The sequence below is a fragment of the Paenibacillus artemisiicola genome (assembly GCF_017652985.1).
In the GTDB taxonomy this organism is placed as follows: Bacteria; Bacillota; Bacilli; order Paenibacillales; family Paenibacillaceae; genus Paenibacillus_Z; species Paenibacillus_Z artemisiicola.
In genome coordinates this window covers 386,879-404,431 of record NZ_JAGGDJ010000004.1, presented here as the reverse complement: position 1 = coordinate 404,431, position 17,553 = coordinate 386,879, and the positions used below count along the sequence as shown (strand labels likewise).

Sequence of the window (17,553 nt, the reverse complement as noted above, 5' to 3'; positions counted from 1 at the left end):
CGGCGTGCTATGGATCATGGACGACGCCAAGTTCGACGCTCTTCTCGAGGCGATCGCGCACCGGAAGCCGGACGCCGCGCAAGGCCGGGACATCTGGCAGTTCGCGATGGACCGCTGGCGGCTGAGCTTCCCGATGTTCGACTGGGAGTCGGCAGCGGACGGCGGCCGGGACGCGCTCGGCGCGAGCGGTCTGGAAGAACGGCTCAAGGCGCTGCGGCTTCGCCTGCAAGCATGGCTGCGCCGGTCCGGCTATTCCGAGGAGATCATCCAAGCGATCGTCCGGGCCGTGAACCGGCTCGCGGAGCAGCCCGTCGCGCACGTGAAGCAGGTCGAGGTCAGCCAGTGGGTCAACTTGAGCAAAAATTACTTCAGCACGAGCTTCCGGGCGATTACGCGCATGGCGTTCAGCCATTATTTGCAAACGATCAGCGTTCGCGCCGCGCAGGAGCTGCTGCGCTCCACCAACCACCCCGTCTATTGGATCGCCGAACGCTGCGGATTCGCGGATCAGCGGTATTTCAGCAGGCTGTTCAAGGAACAGACGGGGCTGCTGCCCAGCGAATACAGGCAGCGGCATGCGGCGGCAAGCGATACGTAACGACCAGCGGGAAGCGCGGCGACAGCCGCCTTCCCGCTGGTTTTTTTGCGCGGCTGTCGACGATTTACCGCGGGAGGTGGGACGATGTTCGGCGGACGGGCGGCCCGTGCGGAAAATAGCCGCACATCGCTTGGAATTCCGTCGCTCACGCCGGCGCCCCGCCTGTTGCTATACTTTGGTTGAACGACGGACATTGACGCTAAGGGGAGGAAGACAGATGAAACGAACATCAATCTCGGCGACGCTGCTCGCGCTGGCGCTCGTGCTGCCGCTTGCGGCCTGCAGCGGCAACGACGGCGACAACGGCAGCGGCGGCGACGGCGGCAATAGCGGCGGCAACGGGAATGCGCCGGCCGCGGCGAACGCCGGCGGCAACGCGGCGGCCCCGGGCGCGGGCGGGAACGCGGCGGCCGCGGCCGATCCGCTGGGCAAGTACGAGACGCCGATCGAGGTATCCGCGGTTCGTCCGATCTCGGAAGGCACGAAGTTCAATGAAGGCGAATCGATCGACGACAACGTCTGGTCGCGCGCCTACGCGGACCAGCTGGGCATCAAGGTCAAATATCTATGGACGACGCCCGCGGCGCAGTACGACCAGAAGCTCAACATCGCCATCGCGTCGAACGACCTGCCGGACATCATGCCGGTGAACGCGGCCCAATTGAAACGGATGGTCGACGACGGCCAGGTCGCGGACCTGAGCGCCGCGTACGACCGATACGGTTCCGAGCTCACGAAGCGGCTGCTCGCCGAAGACGGCGGCAACGCGCTGAAGTCGGGCACGTTCGACGGGAAGTTGTACGGGCTGCCGAAGATGGCCTCCGGCCTCGGGCAGGCCGACGTGCTCTGGTTGCGAACGGATTGGCTGCGGAAGCTCGGCCTGACCGAGCCGAAGACGATGGACGACGTGCGGAAGATCGCCGAAGCCTTCGTGAAGCAGGATCCCGACGGCAACGGCAAACCGGATACGTACGGGCTCGGCGTCAACAAAGACATTTTCGGCTTCTTCGCCGCGTTGGAAGGGTTCTTCAACGGCTATCATGCCTATCCGAACCTGTGGATCGCGGACGGCAGCGGCAAGCTGGCGTACGGCAGCGTGCAGCCGCAGGTGAAGGCGGCGCTCCAGAAGCTGCAGGAGATGTACAAGAGCGGCCTGATCGACAAGGAATTCGGCACGAAGGACGCCGCCAAAGTGAAAGATGCCGCCAACGCGGGCAAGCTCGGCCTGTTCTACGGGTACTTCTGGAACGCCGGCTGGCTGCTCGACGGCAAGAAGGCGGACCCGGCCATGGAATGGAAGCCGATTCCGCTGCCTTCGGTCGACGCGCAGCCGGCGCAGGCGCAAGTACCGTTCGCCATCAGCACGTACTACGTCGTGAAGAAGGACGCCGAGCATCCCGAAGCCGCCATCAAGCTGCTGAACTTCGACCTGGAGAAGCTGTGGGGCAAGACGGCCGAGCCCGAGGTCTATAACGCCGACAAGAACGGCAACGCGGTGTTCGAATTCGCCCTGTTGTACGGCGAAGCGCCGAGCAAAAACGTCGACGCCCATCTCGACGTGGTCAAGGCGCTGGACGCGAACGACCCCGCCGCGCTCAACGCGGAGGAGAAGAGCTATTACGACAAGATCGTCGCGTACCGCGGCGGGGACGACAACTTCTGGGACAGCGAGAAAATGTACGGTCCCGAAGGCTCGCTGGCCGTCATCGAGGGCTACTCGAAGGACGGCGCGCACCTGGACGACGCATTCTACGGGGCGCCGACGCAAGGGATGACGGATAACAACGCCACTCTGAGCAAGCTGCAGCTGGAAGCCTTCACGCGGATCATCATGGGCGGGTCCGTCGACGAATTCGATCGATTCGCCGGCCAATGGAGCGACCTCGGCGGCAAAACGATCACGGACGAAGTCAACGCCTGGCAGGCGTCCCGCTGACATGGCGCGGCCGGCAAGGGAAGAGGCGATGGAATGAAGCGCAAACGGTTCGGCGAGCTGCCTTTTCATCTGATGATTTTACCGGGCGCCCTACTGGTGTTCGTGTACGGTTACGTGCCGATGGCGGGCATCGTGATGGCGTTCGAACGGCTCGTTCCGTCCAAGGGGATGTTCCACTCCCCTTGGGTGGGCTGGAAGAACTTCGATTACATGCTGCATATGCCCGATATCGCGCGCGTGATCTGGAACACGGTCTTCATCGCCGTCATGAAGATGGCCGCCGGGGTCGTCGTCCCCGTAACTTTCGCGCTGCTGCTGAACGAAGCCCGCGGCCGGCTGTTCAAGCGCAGCGTGCAGACGATCATTTATTTCCCGCATTTTCTGTCCTGGATCATACTCAGCGGCCTGCTGATCGACATTCTCTCGCCGTCGTCGGGCCTCGCGAATACGTTCCTCGGGGCGATCGGCGCGAAGGAAATCTACTTCCTCGGCGATGCCCGCTGGTTTCCGTATACGATGGTCGTCTCGGATACGTGGAAGGAGTTCGGGTACGGCACGATCGTCTATCTCGCCGCCCTGACCGGCATCAATCCCGCCCTCTACGAGGCCGCGGCCTTGGACGGCGCCGGAAGGCTCCGCCAGACGCTCCACGTGACGCTGCCCGGCCTGCTTCCCATGATCGTGCTCATGTCGGTCCTCAGCCTCGGCAACGTCCTGAACGCGGGCTTCGAGCAGATCTTCAATCTGTACAGCCCGCAAGTCTACCGGACCGGCGACATCATCGATACGCTGGTGTTCCGGATCGGGCTCGAAAACGCGAATTACGGCGTCGCCACGGCCGTCGGGCTGTTCAAGTCGGCCGTCTCGTTCGCGCTGATCGGCGCGTCGTACGGATTGGCGTACCGGCTGACGAATTACCGGATCTTTTAGGAAAAGTGGGTTGGCTATGAACATCGATTCTTCCTGGGGAAGACGGATCTTCGCGGCGCTCAACTATGCGCTGCTGGCCGCCGTCGCCGCCGCCTGCCTGCTGCCCATCGCGAACGTGCTGGCGCTGTCCTTCAGCACCAGCGCGGCCGTCGGCTCCGGGCAGGTCAAACTGTGGCCCGTCGGCTTCAACTTGAAATCGTACGCCTTCGTGCTCGGCAAGCCGGAATTCGCGCGCGCGTTCGGCGTCTCGCTGCTCCGCGTCGCGGCCGGCGTGCCCCTCAACATGCTGCTGACCATCCTGATCGCGTATCCGCTGTCCAAAGACCGCAACCAATTTCGCTGGCGCGGCTTCTATGCCTGGTATTTCGTCGCGACGATGCTGTTCAGCGGCGGGCTGATCCCGTGGTACATGACGATCAAGATGACCGGCATCCTCGATTCCTTCTGGGCGCTGATTCTCCCCGGCGCGGTGCCGGTCATGAACGTCGTCCTGCTGCTCAACTTCTTCAAGTCGCTGCCCGACGAGATCGAGGAAGCGGGTCTCATGGACGGCGCCGGCCGCTGGCAGGCGCTGTGGCGCATCGCGGTGCCGCTGTCCGCCCCGGCCATCGCGACGCTCACGCTGTTCTGCATCGTGACGCATTGGAACTCCTGGTTCGAGGGGCTGATCCTGATGAACCGGCCGGAGCGCTACCCGCTGCAGAGCTATCTGCAGACCGTCATCGTGAACCGCGATCTCACGCTCATGTCGGCCGTCGACGTCGCCAAATGGTCGATGATCTCCGACCGGACGTCGCGGGCGGCGCAGGTGATCGTCGCCATGGTGCCCGTCCTGCTCGTGTATCCGTTTCTGCAGAAGTATTTTGCCGAAGGAATCGTCATGGGCAGCGTGAAGGGGTAGCGCCCGACCGCAGGCGCGCCCGCCGCCGCAGGCTTAAACACGCTATCTGCCATCTACTGATCTACTTTATCTACCATCTACTTACACTTTATCTACCATCTACTTACAATAGAAACGGAGAATCCGCACATGTGGACACTTGATTCGCCTCACCGGAAACTGACGCTGACCGTCTATCAGGACGCCGACGAGCGGCTCTATTATTCGCTGGAAGCCGGCGATTGCGCGGTTCTGGCGCCGTCCCGGCTGGGGCTGGCCACCAGCCTCGGCGATCTGCTCGCGGGCTATCGCTTCATCCGGCGCGAGGATGCGCGCATCTCGGAGCGCTACTCGCTGCCCGTCGGCAAGAAGGCGGTCTACGAGAACGAAGCCAACGAGCTGACGCTGCGCTTCGAGGCCGCGGAACTGGCCGTCGCCGTCCGTTTCCGCTTGTTCGAGGACGGCCTGGCCTTCCGGTACGAGGTTCGCGCGGGCGGCGAAACGTCGTTTCGCGTCTATCGGGAATATACCGATTTCGCGTTCCCGGGGACATTCGGCGAGCTGTGGCTGCAGGACTGGGTGAATACGTACGAGGGCCCGTACAATCGCTGCGGCTGGCAGACGGCGGGGACGCGGGACTACGGCATGCCGGCGCTGCTGCATAGCGCGGAAGACGGCCGCTGGGCGATGCTGACCGAGGCGGGCATTCTGAATACGGGCGGCAGCTACTGCTCGAGCCATCTGCAGACCGAGGCGGACGGCCGGATGAAGCTCGCGTTCGCGCCGGAGCAGTTGGAGCCGATGCCGGCCGCGCTGCCGCTCGAGACGCCGTGGCGGATCGTCACGGTCTGCGACGATTTGGACCAGCTGGTGAACAGCACGCTCAACTACAACCTCAATCCGCCCTGCGAGCGGGCAGATACGTCCTGGATCAAGCCGGCCAGAAGCATCTGGTCGTGGTGGGCGTTCGAGAACGGCGCGCAGCTGTATAGCGAGCAGAAGCGGTACGTCGATTTCGCCGCGGCGATGGGGTTCGAGGCGATTACGGTCGACGCGGGCTGGGACGACAGCTGGGTGAAGGACCTGTGCGACTACGCCCGCGAACGGAACGTGGACGTCTGGCTCTGGTCGGACATGCAGGCGATCGACACGCCGGAGAAGGCGCAGGAGAAAATTCCGCGCTGGGCGGCCTGGGGCGTCGTCGGCCTGAAGGTCGACTTCTTCATGAACGATTCCCGGCACACGATGTGGCAGTACAACATGATCGCGGATCTCATGACTGCGCATCGGCTCATGATCAACTTCCACGGCAGCACGAAGCCGGCCGGCGAAGGCCGGACGTACCCGAATATCATGACGGCCGAGGGGATTCTCGGACTCGAGCATTACAAGTGGAGCGGCTTGCCGCATGCCGCGCATAACTGCACCGTTCCGTTCACGCGCAACGTGGTCGGGCCGATGGATTACACGGTTACCGGCTTCTCCAACGCGAATCGGAACACGACGCAGGCGCATCAATTGGCGCTCGCCATCGTATTCGAATCCGGCGTGCAGCATTTCGCCGATGCGATCTATGCGTACGAACCGTGGGTCGGCACGGAGCTGCTGCGCAGACTGCCGGCCAAATTCGACGGCGTCCGGGTGCTGTCCGGTTTTCCGGGCGATCACGCGGTGCTGATGCGCAGCGCGGGCCGGGAATGGTTCGTCGGCGGCATCGTGACCGCTTCGCGGAGCGTAACCGTGCCGCTCGGCTTCCTGCCCGACGGCCGCTACCGGGTGGAGCTTTACCGGGACGGCCGGAACGGCGACCTGCTGAAGAAGGAGGTCCGCTTCCTGACCAACCGCGACAGCCTGTCCGTTCAAGCGCTCGAAAGCGGCGGCTTCGCCCTGTATATCAGCGCCGGCGAAGAGGCGCCCCCGCTGAAATCGGGCGTGCGCGGCGGTTACATGGACGCCGATGCGCACACCTATTCGTCGGCCGCGGCCGAGCTTCGGGGCACCGCGGACAGGGTTCCCCGCGAGAATGCTTTGGAGGGCAGCGCGGTGGCCTTGGGCAGCGGCGGGGAGCTGGTCTTCGGCGGCGTTGCGGCGGATCGTACGGGCCGGCACAGCCTTCGCTTGTTCTATCTCTCCGCGCGGCCGAGCAGCCTTCACGTCAGCGTCAACGGGGGCGAACCGCAGGCGTTCCGCCTGGAATCCTCGGGCGGCGACGAAGTCGTCCGGACGTCCGACATCGTCGTCACGCTCGAGAAAGGGATCAATGCGATCGTGCTTGCGCGATCCGGACCGAACGAGCCGTCGCCGCTCATCGACCGTGTGAACGTCATCGGCTGGGCGCCGCATCCGGACACGTTCTATTCGGCGGAAGAGGGGATGCTTGCGGGGGGCGCTTCGCTCTGTCACGTCGACGCGTCCGCCGGGCTGCGCAAGGCCGTCGGCATCGGCCGCGGCGGTTCGCTCACGTTCGACGGCGTCATGGCGGAAGCGGACGGCGACTACATTCTTACCCTGGATTACTACTCCGGCGAAAACAGGGCGCTGCTCATTGCGGTGAACGACGAGCCTTCCATGCGTTCCGTTCTCTTCAATACGGGCGGATGGGGGCCGGCTCGCTGGGATATATCCGGCATCAAGGAGGTGAAGATCCGGCTGCGGAAGGGAGCGAACCGCATCAAGCTGCATCACGATGAGGAGCTTGCCCCCGAAGTCGGACGAATCGGCGTGCGGCTGGAAACGCCGCTGGAAGGCAAATCATAGTCATTCGGAGGGATTCGTCATCCGAATTCGCGGGAACGCAATCGAGTTCTTGTCCGGGGATGGACAAGAACTCGAGTCGTCCCGGCTTAGAGCCGGTATCGGCGAGCGTGAAGCTTAGAAGCGTTTCGCGGCTTCGCGGGCGTTCAGGATCGCTTGGGTTTTGATCTCTTCGGCTTTATCGGGCTGCGCGGCCATGCCTTCCACGTAGACGGCTTCGAAGCTCGGCACGCCCAGGAATTTCAGCACCGCGCCGAGATGGCGGTGCGCCATTTCGAATTCCCCGAAGTGGCCTTCGGACAGCACGCTGCCGCTGGCTTGGATTTGGAACGCTTTTTTGTCGGTCAGCAGGCCGATCGGGCCGTCCGCGGTGTAGCGGAACGTTTTGCCCGCCACGAAGAAGGCGTCGATGTAGGCTTTCAGCACGGGCGGGTACGAGAAGTTCCACACCGGGTTGACGAAGACGTATTTGTCCGCTTCGACGAAGCCGTCGACCAGCTCGCCCAGACGGCTCACCTTGACTTGTTCGGAAGGCGTCAAATGATCGAACGAAGCGCCCGCTTGCAGCTTGCCCCACGCGCCGAATACTTCGCCGTTCAGCAGCGGGATGTCCGTTTGGAACAGATCGATATGGTAGACGACGTCGTTCGGGTTGACCGCATGGTACGCGTCGATGAACGCTTTGCCTACGGCCATGCTGTAGGACTGCTCGACCCCGTTCGGGTTGGCGGTGATATATAAGACTTTTTTGCCCGGCGCGCCGGAAGCGGCGGAAGAAGCTGCGAATAAAGGCGTTAAATGGCTCAACATGAAGGAATGCACGTCCTTTTTATGAATTTTGATTCGGAGAACGACATGGGACGTCAAAGGCGATGCTTGTCTTGCGGCCGGTCATTCGTACATAGAACGACGAGCCGTTTTGATCTGTGACAGGCTTGGGCGCGCAGGAGATCGGCGGCGCGGCCGCGAAGGAATAGTCGCGGGGATCGGCCCCGCGGGTTATGACATCGATTATGGCTGCATGGGAGGAATGGACCGATGGCGCTGCCGATGACGTTTACGCCGCAAGAAGCGGCGGCTTACGCGGCGGAGGGCTGCTTGGAGGAATGGGTGCATCTGTTCTTGAAGACGGCGGGCGGCAACCTGCCGTTCTCGGACGGGCTCAAGCTGCAGAAGCGGTATTGGGCCGGTCCGGTGCTGCTGCCGCTCGGGGAGCTGGAGCGCTGCTGCGGGCCGGAACCGGAGATGGAATTTCGCAGCCCGCCGGACAGCTGGGATGCGCACGTGGCCGAACTCGAGGCGCTCCTTCGGGAAGGCTGGGCGTACCCGCCGCTGATCGCCCAAGCGGCGGACGGGAAGCTGTCGATCCGCGACGGCAACCACCGGCACGAGGCGCTTCGGCGGACGGGGGCTTCGTCCTGCTGGACGATCGTGTGGGGCAGCGAGAGCCGGGAAGAGCTGGCGCCGTGGGCCGGACGGGGGCTTGACGAGGCAGCCGGGCAATGAAGGCGCGGCAATGAAGCCGCATGCGCGGGGCGTGACCGTTCCGCGAGCAGGCAAACGCAAAAAGGCGGCAATCGGGGATGGCGCGACCATCCCGATTGCCGCTTTTTGTTATGCCGGGCCGCGAACCGCTACAACACCAGAATCCGCGCCCCGTATTCCAAATGCTCCACCATCCGCCGCTTCGCTTCTTCTCCGCTGCCCGCGAGAATGAGCTCGAAGATCTCGAGATGATCGCGGTACGACGCGAGAATCCGGCCGTTGTCCTTGCGAAGCACCTTCAGCGCGAGCTGGAACAGGCGGTCCTGCAGGTTCTCCATCATCTGCACCATTTCGCCGTTCTCGTACGCCTGGGCGAGCCGGCGGTGGAACGCCGAGTCCGCGTGCGTGAACGCCAAGTAATCGTGCTGCTCGGCCGTCTCCCGCTGCAGCTCCAGGTTCGCGCGGAACCAGGCGATCTCGTCCGGCGGCAGCTTGCGGCTGGCCAGCTTCTGCACGATGTGGCTCTCGAGCGCGATGCGGAAATCGAAGAAGTCCGCGACCCGCTGCAGCGACAGCTCCGGCAGGCTCAGCCCCTTGTTGGGCGACAGGTTCAGCAGCCCTTCGGCGGCGAGCTTCTCCAGGGCGGCGCGAATCGGCGTCCGGCTCATATTCAGCAGGTCCACCAAATATTTTTCCGTCAGCTGCTCGTTGCCGTTGATCGTCCCCTCCAGCAAATAGGCGCGCAGCTGTTCATAAGCCTTCTCTTTCAACGTTACCGGTGGCATAGTGGCTATCCTCTTCTTCCGTAAAATGAACGCGCCGCAAATACGCGAGGCTCTCTTCCATCCAGCGGCGCTCGACGGCGATCGTCTCTTCGACGGAGCCGGCATACGGCGTCCACAGCTCCAGGATCGCATGGACCCCGGGCTTGCCGCTCGCGCCCGCGATCGCCTTGAGCCCCGGGATATCGAGGCGTCCGGCGCCGGCGGCCGTGCCGAGGATCGAGAAGCCCATCATATGGTCCGCCCGCTTGATCTCGAAATCTTTGACGTGCAGGTTGACGAGATACGGCGACAAGGCGCGGATGACGTGATCCGGCGCTTCCAGCGCGCCGAACGAATTGACCGTGTCCAGGCAGCAGCCGACGCGGGCGCTCCGCAGGTTCTGAAATAATTGTACCAGCTGTCCCGTCGTATGCAAGCCGTGATTTTCGATCGCGAGCGTAACGCCCGCGGCTTCGAAGTCCGGCAGCACCTGCCTGATCTGCGCTTCGGCCGCCGCCAGGTCGGGCGTCGTCGCAAGGGTGCGAACGAGGGAGGAGCCGAGCAAGCCGGCGATGCCGAGGTAGCGCAGCAGCAGCTCGGGGTCGGTGCCCCGCGTGCCGACCTCCAGCTCGACGCGATGCGCGTCGGCGGTTTGCTTGAGCCGAAGCAGCGCTTCGTCCGTCATCGCATGCAGCGGCAAATTGTCCGCGATTTGCAGCAGCCCGAGCCCGCTTTCGCGGGTCAGCCCGACGAGCGCCTCGGCCGTCAACGGCCGGAGCGGCGGATCGTAGCCGGGCACGCCGACGGACCAGGTTAACGTGTAGGTGCTGAGCCCGAGTTTCATGCCGGATTCCTCCTGACCGGCGCTCCGTTGGCGCCGCGCGATAAGTTAAGCATAACAGGAATCGGAGCGCGGGACAATGAATTATACATAAATTGTATACAATTTGTATTGAAGATGTTTTTTCGATCGGTTATGCTAGTGGCATCATCCCGCGGCCGCATCCGCGCCTTCCCGCCCGGTACCCGGCGGCCGTATGAAATCGATTGCAAAGGGGCATTATGCATGAGCCAAGGCACAACGGTCAACATCGCGATATTGGGCGCGGGCGGCAAAATGGGCTGCCGCATTACGGACAATCTGGTGAAGACGGAGCAGGGGCTGCTGCTGGTGGAGCAGGCGGACAGCGGCAAGGCGAGGCTGGCGGAACGGGGCTTGGCCGTCACGCCGCTCGAAGACGCGCTCGGCGCGGCCGACGTCGTGATCTTCGCCGTGCCCGACGCGGCCATCGGCCCGCTGTCGGCGACGGTCGTGCCGCGGCTGAAGCCGGACGCGACGGTCGTCCTGCTGGACCCGGCGGCGGCTTACGCGCGGCAGGTCGCGCTGCGGGACGATTGCCATTTCGTCGTGACGCATCCGTGCCATCCCGCGCTGTTCGAGGAACAGGACTCGCCCGAGGCGCGCAAGGACATGTTCGGCGGCGTCGCGGCGAAGCAGGATATCGTCATCGCGCTGCATCAGGGGAGCGAGGAGAAGCTCGCGCTCGCGGAGACGATCTGCAGCGCGATGTTCGCGCCGGTGACGCGGTGCCACCGGATCACGGTCGAGCAGATGGCGCTGCTGGAGCCGGCGGCGGCGGAGGTCGTCGCGGCGGCGGCGGCGTGCATCATGAAGGAAGCGATGGACGAGGTCGTCCGCATGGGCGTGCCCGAGGAGGCGGCGCGCGCCTTCATGCTGGGCCATATCCAGATTCCGCTCGCCATCGCGTTCAACGGCGTCAATCCGTTTTCCGACGCCGCGAAGATCGCGATCGAGTACGGCTACGAGAAGATTTTCCGTCCGGATTGGAAGCGGGTCTTCACGAAGGAATCGCTCGACGAAGTGCTGCGCTTGATGCTGCATCTCGACCGGAAGGAGGGCTGACGGCGATGGCGGAGAAGACGTGGAACGTCGGGCTCGTCGGCACCGGCTTCTGGTCCGACAAGCATTTGCAGGCGTGGAGCCGCATCCCGGGCGCGCGGGTCGTCGCGCTCTGCGACCGTGCCGAGGGCAAGCTCCGGGCGGCGGGCGCGAAGTACGGCGTGCCCGAGGAGTTGCAGTTCGGCCGTTTCGACGAGATGCTGGCGCAGGCGGACATCGACATCGTGGACATCGTGACGGGCGCCGAGACGCATGCGGAGCTTGTCGCCCAAGCCGCGGACGCCGGCAAGCACATCCTCTGCCAGAAGCCGTTCGCGCCGTCGCTTGCCGAGGCGGAGCGCATGGTCGCTCAGGCGCGCGAGCGCGGCGTGCGGCTGATGGTCACCGAGAACTGGCGCTGGCTGGAGCCGTTCCGGACGATCAAGGGCGTGCTGGACCGCGGCGAGCTCGGCAAGGTGCATGTGGCGCGCTACATCCATACGGACTATTACACGCCGCGGATGGCGCCTGGTACGGAGCTGCCGCAGCCGTTCTTCCGGACGATGCCGAAGCTGCTCTTCTATGAGATGGGCGTCCACTGGTTCGACACGTGGCGGTTTCTGTTCGGCACGCCGAAGCGGCTGACGGCGGAGCTGACGCGCGCGAGCGAGCACATTATCGGCGAGGACAGCGGGATCGTGGTGCTGGGGCACAATGATTTCTACGGCTTCATGGACATGAGCTGGGCCACGAGGCAGCAGCTCGACAAGCCGCTCGGCGAGCGCGTCGGGCCGGTGCATCTGGAGCGGTTCGTCGTCGACGGCAGCGACGGGACGCTGAAGCTGTACGCGGACGGCAGGATCGCGATCGTGTCCAAGAACGGCGGCGAAGAGCGGATCGTCGCAGCGAAGACGGAGCTGGATCACGAGGAGAGCCATGTCCGCCTGCAGGGGCATTTCATCGGCTGCTTGAACAGCGGCGAGCCGTTCCAGACGAGCGGCGAAGATAACCTGGTCACGCTGCGGCTGGCGTTCGCCGTATACGAAAGCGCGGCGGAGCATCGGACGATCTCCTTGTAGGTCCCTGGGACGAACGGCTCAAAACGAGTTAACCCGGTTTATTTCCGGGGAAATGTTCGAGATGAATCGGGACGTTCGGCACGCAATCGTCATTATTATTGTAAAATATTGTAATTTAGGTTGAGGTGCGGCCAAGATTTCGGCCGTTCGTATCGCAACAAGAGGCTGACCGCGAGCGGTCGGCCTCTTCGCGTTATTTTTTGATTGTCGGCACAGGGGCTAACCGATCTTGTTGGCGCTGCTTGCATAGCGGTTTCCATGAGTACGCCTGCACGCGCGCACCTTTCCAGCAACCTTTTCCGCGCTCGCATCGTCAAACCAGTAACTGGAAGCTCAGGGGGGATCAAGATGAGAGAACGATCCAAGCTCCGCCGGCCGCTTCGGCTGACGGCGGCGGCCGTCGCGCTGGCCTGCTTGCTCGGAGGCTGCGGGAAGGACGCCGCAGCGCCGAAGTACCAGGCGTCCGACGTGAACCGGGAGTTGGTAATTGGGAATAACGATTTTGCCATGCGGCTTGCCACTTCGATGCTAACCAAGGAAGACGAAGCGCGCAACAATACGTTATTCTCGCCGTTCAGCGTCTCGCTCGCGCTGTCGCTCATGCTGGACGGCGCGAGGGGCGAGACGCGGGAGGAGCTGCTGAAGCTGCTCGCCGTGCAGGGCATCGGGCGGGATGCGATCAATCATGGCAACGAAGTGCTGCTGGATCTGATTGAGCATGACGATCCGAAGACGGAGGTCCGGATCGCCAACGCGATCTGGGCGCAGAAGGGACTGCCGCTTCGGGACGATTACGTGAAGGCGATGAAGCAGGCGTACGCGGCGAAGATCGCCACGCTCGATTTCGGCGATAAGCCGGCCGCGGCCAAGACGGTCAACGGCTGGGTGAGCGATCGGACGGAGGGGTTGATCCGGGATCTCGTCAGCGAGGATGACATCTCTGGGCAGACCGCGATGATGCTCGTGAACGCGATTTATTTTCATGGGCGCTGGACGGAACCGTTCGAGACGTCGGCGACGCGCGATGAGCCGTTTCACCGGGAGGACGGCACCGACGTGACGGTCCCCATGATGGGGAAACGGGAGACGCTGCCGCATAAGTCGACGCCCGCGTACAAAGCCGTGCAGATTCCTTACGGGTCGGGACAATGGCGCTTCATCGCCGCGCTGCCCGCCGACGGCAGGACGTTGAAGGAAGCCGAGGCTGCGCTGCTGCGCGACCCGGCGGAGTGGACAGAGGGATTCGAGGCAAGCGAAACGGCGCTGGCGCTGCCGCGGTTCAAGATGGCGGCGACGTCGAACCTGACGGAAACGCTTCGCGCGCTCGGCATGGTCCGGTCGCTGAGCCCGGCAGCCGATTTTTCGGGCATTGCGGGCGAGGAAGCCGAGCTGTTCGTTTCGCGCGCGCTCCACAAGGCGTTCATCGAAGTCGACGAAACGGGGACGAAGGCGGCGGCGGCAACGGCGATCGTGGGCGACAGCGGCTCGGCAGGCCCCGCGGACGTATTCGAATTCCGCGCCGACCGGCCGTTTCTGTTCGCGGTCGTGAACGCGACTACGGGCGTCCTCGCCTTCATGGGCCGCGTCGCCGATCCGTCCGCGATGCCCGCCGATTAAGGCGGCGGCCGCGGGCGCGCGCTGGCAGCCGAGGGAATGATTCGCAATCGGGCTGTTTCCGGCAACTATGGCCGGGTAATGACGTCTTAGGTTTATGGCGAGTTGCAGAGAGAAAGGAAGAGGAAATCGATGAAGCAAGGATTCAGGCCACGCAATGGAAGAATCGGCCTCGCGGCCGCGACGGCGCTGCTGGCCGCAGGCGCGCTGCTCGGCGGCGCGACGGCCGCGCGGGCAAACGACTTGGACGTCTACGATCAAGGGGAGCATCTGCGTTTTCCCGAAGGACCGATTCATCAGGACGGCGTATGGCTCGTTCCGCTGCGTCCGGTCGCCGAGCGGTTCGGGTACGCGATCGTCGAGGCCGGGCCGAAGGAGGTTCGGCTGGCCGGCGGCGCGATCGGCAGCGTGACGCTGTATCCGGGCCAGCGCGGCGCGCTGCTGAACGGCGCCGTCAAACGAACCTATCAGGCGCCGCCCCAGTATATACACGGCACGCTGTTCGTCCCGCTGGACGCCGTCGGCGAGCTGACGGACATCGGCTACAGCGTCCTTGCGGGACCGCCCGACAATCCGTCCGCCATCCGGCTTCGGCCGGGCGGCACGGACGCGGCGGCGCTGCCGGACGAGCAGTATTGGACCGCGGCCAACGCGGGCTACGGCAAGACCGTCTACGTGAACGGGAAGGGCGAGACCGTCCTGACGACGACGAACGCGGGGGCGGATTCCTTCGGCTACGCGGATCTGACGCCGTATTACAAGAACGGCTTCGGACAAGGCTACATGGACCGCAGCGGCAAGCTCGCGGTGCCCGCGTCGCATTACCGGCTCGGCGCGTTCAGCGAAGGCATGGCCGTGTACAAGGACCTGTATCCCGTGTCGGAGGGAACCTATCAAGTCAAATACGGCTACGTCAACCGGGACGGGGTGAACCTGTACGTCTCGGGCTATGTCCCGGCTCCGCTGCTCTTCAGCGGGGCGTACCCGTTCTCCGACGGCTTGGCGAAGGTCGTGCAGGACGGCAAGACGTTTTACATCGACCATACGGGCAAAACGGTCATTCCGCCCATCCCGGGCAGCCTTCATACCCGGCCGTTCGCGAACGGCCTCGCCGCGGTGGAGATGCGCGTCAAGGTCGGCGGCCAACCGACCGCGCGCATCGGCTTCATCGATACGAAGGGGCGCTTCGCCATACCGCCGACGTTGACGTGGGCGGACGACTTCGCCGACAACGGCTTGGCCGCGGCCGTGCTGAACGGCAAGTCCGGCTATATCGACAAGACGGGGCGATGGGTCATTCCGGCGCGGTTCGCCGGAGCGGACAAGTTCTCCGGCGGGTACGCCGTGGTCCAGACGGCGACGCCAGCCGGCGCGGTATTCGAGCTGATCGACGCCGCCGGGAAGAAGGTCAAGCTGCCGCCGCATAAATCGCTGGGGCGCGCTTCCCAAGGGCTGATCGCGTTCAAGTCGGCGGACGGGCTTTGGGGTTACGCGGACATGGACGGCGCCGTCGCCGTCGCGCCGAGGTTCGTCCGCGCGGGCGACTTCCAGGGCGGTCTCGCGAGCGTGCTGCTGCCGGAAGACGGCGGGAAATTCCGCGACGCGTATATCGACAAGACGGGCAGCGTGGTGTGGCAAAGCGCGTTCGCGGGCTGAGCCGGTTTACGTCCGCAGCGCAGGGCGGGGCGGAGGTTCGCGCTTTTCAATCGAAGTTCCGTCACTCTATCGCACAATGAAGATCTCGCATTGAATGTATCGCAATGAATGCCTCGCAGGTCTGCCGCTCTCATTCGAAACGGTCCATCGCGCTTCAAGCGCATGGGCCGTTTTTTAGCATGGGCCGGTTCAGCGCAGCGAGTAAACGCCGATATATTTATTGTATACATATTGTGTACTGTAAAACGATATGATAGGCTGAAGCTGACGGCCGCATCGAAGCCGGCAACCTGCGCAAGCCGGCAAGCGGTCATACATGGGGAAACGGGAGCGTGAGCGATAAACATGGCGACGAAGCGTTTGCAACGGCTAAGCGTAAGCGAGAACCGGCGGTTTTTGGTTCAGGAGGACGGAACGCCGTTCTTTTGGCTGGCCGATACGGCATGGGAGCTGTTTCACAAGCTGAACCGCGAGGAGGCGGACGAGTACCTGCGGAATCGGGCCGGCTTGCATTTCAACGTCGTGCAGGCGGTGGCGCTGGCCGAGCTGGACGGCATCGAAGGGGCGAACGCCTACGGGCGGAAGCCGCTGAAGCGGAACGCGCGGGGGCAGTACGATCCGTCGCTGCCCGATCTGGACGGGGACGACCACTACTGGACGCATGTCGATTATATCGTCGACCGGGCCGCATCGTACGGACTGTACGTCGCGCTGCTCCCGACCTGGGGGGACAAGTACCACCGGGCGTTCGGGAAGGGACCCGAAATCTTCGACGAGGCGAACGCGCGGGCGTACGGCGCTTGGCTCGGCGAACGATACGGCGGACGCTCCAACGTCCTCTGGGTGCTGGGCGGGGACCGTTCGCTGATCGTCCGCCGGCATTTCGAGACGAACAACGGCCTCGCCGCGGGCTTGCGGGAGAGCGTCGGCGAGTCTCAGCTCATTACGTTCCATCCTTGCGGCAACGCGTCGTCCTCGCACCACATGCACGAAGAGCCGTGGCTGGATTTCAACATGATTCAATCCGGACATCATGAGCGGATTCGCGAGAATTACAAGCATGTGAAGGCGGATTACGACCGCGTGCCGGTCAAGCCGACGGTGGACGGCGAGCCCGCGTACGAGGACCATCCCGTCAATTTCAAGGCGGAGAACGGCTACTTCGATCAGGCGGACGTGCGGATCGGCGCCTATTACGGCGTCTTCGCGGGGGGCTTCGGCACGACGTACGGCCATCACAGCATCTGGTCGATGACGACCGAGCCCGGGTCGTATTTCATCATGACCTGGCAGGAAGCGCTTAACCGCCCCGGCGCGGCGCAGATGCGCCACCTTCGCGCCTTGATTGAGGCGCACGCGTACCTGGACCGCGTTCCGGACCAAAGCCTGATCGCCGATAATTACGAGGGCGCCAATTACATGGTCGCCACCCGCGGCGGCGATTACGCCTTCCTCTACAGCCCGAACGGCATCCCGTTCCGCGCATCGCTCGGCAAGCTTCCGGGAAATCGCGTGAAAGCGTCCTGGTTCGATCCCCGGACGGGGGCATACGATGCGATCGGCGAATTCGCCAACGAAGGCGAAGCCGCGTTCGCGCCGCCGACGAGCGGCCGCGGCGAGGACTGGGTGCTCGTGCTGACCGCGACGGACTGACCGGACCGCAAGCGGGATCGCCCGGCGCAGCCGCCCATAGCCGCTTAGGCTGGCTTACGGCCCCTGTCGAGCCGCCTGGCGGATTTGCAGCCGCGCAGCCGCTCATCGATTCGCCCGGGCCGGGCTTGCGGCCGCCGCCCGATCATCGCCCGCCATGCCGCGCAGCCCGCGGCGCCGGCGGGCGATTTGTCGGCTGCGCCGGCTCCTCTTCCGCGCTCCGTCCGTCCGCTCGCCGCGGCGCCTACGACCCTTACCGCCGGCTTCTCCGGTAATATCCGGCTGTTTCGCGATCCCTCCCGTCTGT

14 protein-coding genes are annotated in these 17,553 nt (G+C 64.1%); 11 read left to right on the top strand and 3 right to left on the bottom strand.

Translation table 11 applies throughout. From position 1 onward, the window contains the following. The 5 genes from I8J29_RS10260 to I8J29_RS10240 form a co-directional block, all read left to right on the top strand. On the top strand, window positions 1-598 hold a 598-nt coding region (locus I8J29_RS10260), incomplete at its 5' end, for a helix-turn-helix domain-containing protein (protein ID WP_208847504.1). A 217-nt stretch (window positions 599-815) separates the two neighbouring features. After that, window positions 816-2,534, top strand: coding sequence for an extracellular solute-binding protein (locus I8J29_RS10255; protein ID WP_208847503.1), 1,719 nt, complete (start codon window positions 816-818; stop codon window positions 2,532-2,534). Window positions 2,535-2,567: 33 nt separating this feature from the next. Next, entirely contained in the window at window positions 2,568-3,464 is an 897-nt protein-coding gene (locus I8J29_RS10250; RefSeq protein WP_208847502.1) for an ABC transporter permease, read from the top strand. A 16-nt stretch (window positions 3,465-3,480) separates the two neighbouring features. After that, window positions 3,481-4,365, top strand: coding sequence for a carbohydrate ABC transporter permease (locus I8J29_RS10245; protein ID WP_208847501.1), 885 nt, complete (start codon window positions 3,481-3,483; stop codon window positions 4,363-4,365). Between the two features lie 129 nt (window positions 4,366-4,494). Continuing rightward, the gene (locus I8J29_RS10240) at window positions 4,495-7,101 is read left to right on the top strand and encodes a glycoside hydrolase family 97 N-terminal domain-containing protein (RefSeq protein WP_208847500.1); all 2,607 of its coding nucleotides are present in this window, start codon (window positions 4,495-4,497) and stop codon (window positions 7,099-7,101) included. A gap of 114 nt (window positions 7,102-7,215) precedes the next feature. On the opposite strand, the gene I8J29_RS10235 is transcribed toward I8J29_RS10240, so the two are convergent. Further along, a complete protein-coding gene (locus I8J29_RS10235) occupies window positions 7,216-7,908 on the bottom strand; it encodes an NAD(P)H-dependent oxidoreductase (protein WP_208847499.1) in 693 nt (230 codons plus the stop codon). Window positions 7,909-8,136: 228 nt separating this feature from the next. Here I8J29_RS10235 and I8J29_RS10230 point away from each other — a divergent pair, with 228 nt between their 5' ends. Continuing rightward, the gene (locus I8J29_RS10230; RefSeq protein WP_208847498.1) at window positions 8,137-8,604 is read left to right on the top strand and encodes a ParB N-terminal domain-containing protein; all 468 of its coding nucleotides are present in this window, start codon (window positions 8,137-8,139) and stop codon (window positions 8,602-8,604) included. Between the two features lie 128 nt (window positions 8,605-8,732). On the opposite strand, the gene I8J29_RS10225 is transcribed toward I8J29_RS10230, so the two are convergent. Both I8J29_RS10225 and I8J29_RS10220 read right to left on the bottom strand, forming a co-directional pair. Beyond that, window positions 8,733-9,368 carry a GntR family transcriptional regulator gene (locus tag I8J29_RS10225; protein WP_208847497.1) on the bottom strand — a complete coding sequence of 212 codons (636 nt, stop codon included), beginning with the start codon at window positions 9,366-9,368 and terminating at the stop codon, window positions 8,733-8,735. After that, the gene (locus I8J29_RS10220) at window positions 9,334-10,191 is read right to left on the bottom strand and encodes a sugar phosphate isomerase/epimerase family protein (protein WP_208847496.1); all 858 of its coding nucleotides are present in this window, start codon (window positions 10,189-10,191) and stop codon (window positions 9,334-9,336) included. The genes I8J29_RS10225 and I8J29_RS10220 overlap by 35 nt, the downstream gene beginning before the upstream one ends. A 222-nt stretch (window positions 10,192-10,413) precedes the next feature. Between I8J29_RS10220 and I8J29_RS10215 the strand changes: the two genes are divergently transcribed. The 5 genes from I8J29_RS10215 (at window position 10,414) to I8J29_RS10195 (ending at window position 17,249) form a co-directional block, all read left to right on the top strand. Beyond that, on the top strand, window positions 10,414-11,271 hold the full coding sequence (locus tag I8J29_RS10215; RefSeq protein ID WP_208847495.1) for a phosphogluconate dehydrogenase C-terminal domain-containing protein: 858 nt from the start codon (window positions 10,414-10,416) through the stop codon (window positions 11,269-11,271). Window positions 11,272-11,276: 5 nt separating this feature from the next. Next, the gene (locus I8J29_RS10210; protein ID WP_208847494.1) at window positions 11,277-12,326 is read left to right on the top strand and encodes a Gfo/Idh/MocA family protein; all 1,050 of its coding nucleotides are present in this window, start codon (window positions 11,277-11,279) and stop codon (window positions 12,324-12,326) included. 348 nt (window positions 12,327-12,674) lie between these two features. Continuing rightward, window positions 12,675-13,943, top strand: a complete 1,269-nt coding sequence (locus tag I8J29_RS10205) for a serpin family protein (protein WP_208847493.1) — start codon at window positions 12,675-12,677, stop codon at window positions 13,941-13,943. A gap of 129 nt (window positions 13,944-14,072) precedes the next feature. Further along, window positions 14,073-15,596 (top strand): WG repeat-containing protein, encoded by a 1,524-nt coding sequence (locus tag I8J29_RS10200; RefSeq protein WP_208847492.1) that lies wholly within the window; start codon window positions 14,073-14,075, stop codon window positions 15,594-15,596. Window positions 15,597-15,941: 345 nt separating this feature from the next. Further along, window positions 15,942-17,249 carry a glycoside hydrolase family 140 protein gene (locus I8J29_RS10195; RefSeq protein WP_208847491.1) on the top strand — a complete coding sequence of 436 codons (1,308 nt, stop codon included), beginning with the start codon at window positions 15,942-15,944 and terminating at the stop codon, window positions 17,247-17,249. The last annotated feature ends 304 nt before the right edge of the window (window positions 17,250-17,553 follow it).

What these genes read in the sequence shown, in the direction of transcription:
- I8J29_RS10240 (WP_208847500.1), top strand. Translation starts at nt 4,495, where the DNA reads ATGTGGACACTTGATTCGCCTCACCGGAAACTGACGCTGACCGTCTAT.
- I8J29_RS10215 (WP_208847495.1), top strand. Translation starts at nt 10,414, where the DNA reads ATGAGCCAAGGCACAACGGTCAACATCGCGATATTGGGCGCGGGCGGC.
- I8J29_RS10245 (WP_208847501.1), top strand. Translation starts at nt 3,481, where the DNA reads ATGAACATCGATTCTTCCTGGGGAAGACGGATCTTCGCGGCGCTCAAC.
- I8J29_RS10220 (WP_208847496.1), bottom strand. Translation starts at nt 10,191, where the DNA reads ATGAAACTCGGGCTCAGCACCTACACGTTAACCTGGTCCGTCGGCGTG.
- I8J29_RS10225 (WP_208847497.1), bottom strand. Translation starts at nt 9,368, where the DNA reads ATGCCACCGGTAACGTTGAAAGAGAAGGCTTATGAACAGCTGCGCGCC.
- I8J29_RS10195 (WP_208847491.1), top strand. Translation starts at nt 15,942, where the DNA reads ATGGCGACGAAGCGTTTGCAACGGCTAAGCGTAAGCGAGAACCGGCGG.
- I8J29_RS10210 (WP_208847494.1), top strand. Translation starts at nt 11,277, where the DNA reads ATGGCGGAGAAGACGTGGAACGTCGGGCTCGTCGGCACCGGCTTCTGG.
- I8J29_RS10235 (WP_208847499.1), bottom strand. Translation starts at nt 7,908, where the DNA reads ATGTTGAGCCATTTAACGCCTTTATTCGCAGCTTCTTCCGCCGCTTCC.
- I8J29_RS10200 (WP_208847492.1), top strand. Translation starts at nt 14,073, where the DNA reads ATGAAGCAAGGATTCAGGCCACGCAATGGAAGAATCGGCCTCGCGGCC.
- I8J29_RS10255 (WP_208847503.1), top strand. Translation starts at nt 816, where the DNA reads ATGAAACGAACATCAATCTCGGCGACGCTGCTCGCGCTGGCGCTCGTG.
- I8J29_RS10230 (WP_208847498.1), top strand. Translation starts at nt 8,137, where the DNA reads ATGGCGCTGCCGATGACGTTTACGCCGCAAGAAGCGGCGGCTTACGCG.
- I8J29_RS10250 (WP_208847502.1), top strand. Translation starts at nt 2,568, where the DNA reads ATGAAGCGCAAACGGTTCGGCGAGCTGCCTTTTCATCTGATGATTTTA.
- I8J29_RS10205 (WP_208847493.1), top strand. Translation starts at nt 12,675, where the DNA reads ATGAGAGAACGATCCAAGCTCCGCCGGCCGCTTCGGCTGACGGCGGCG.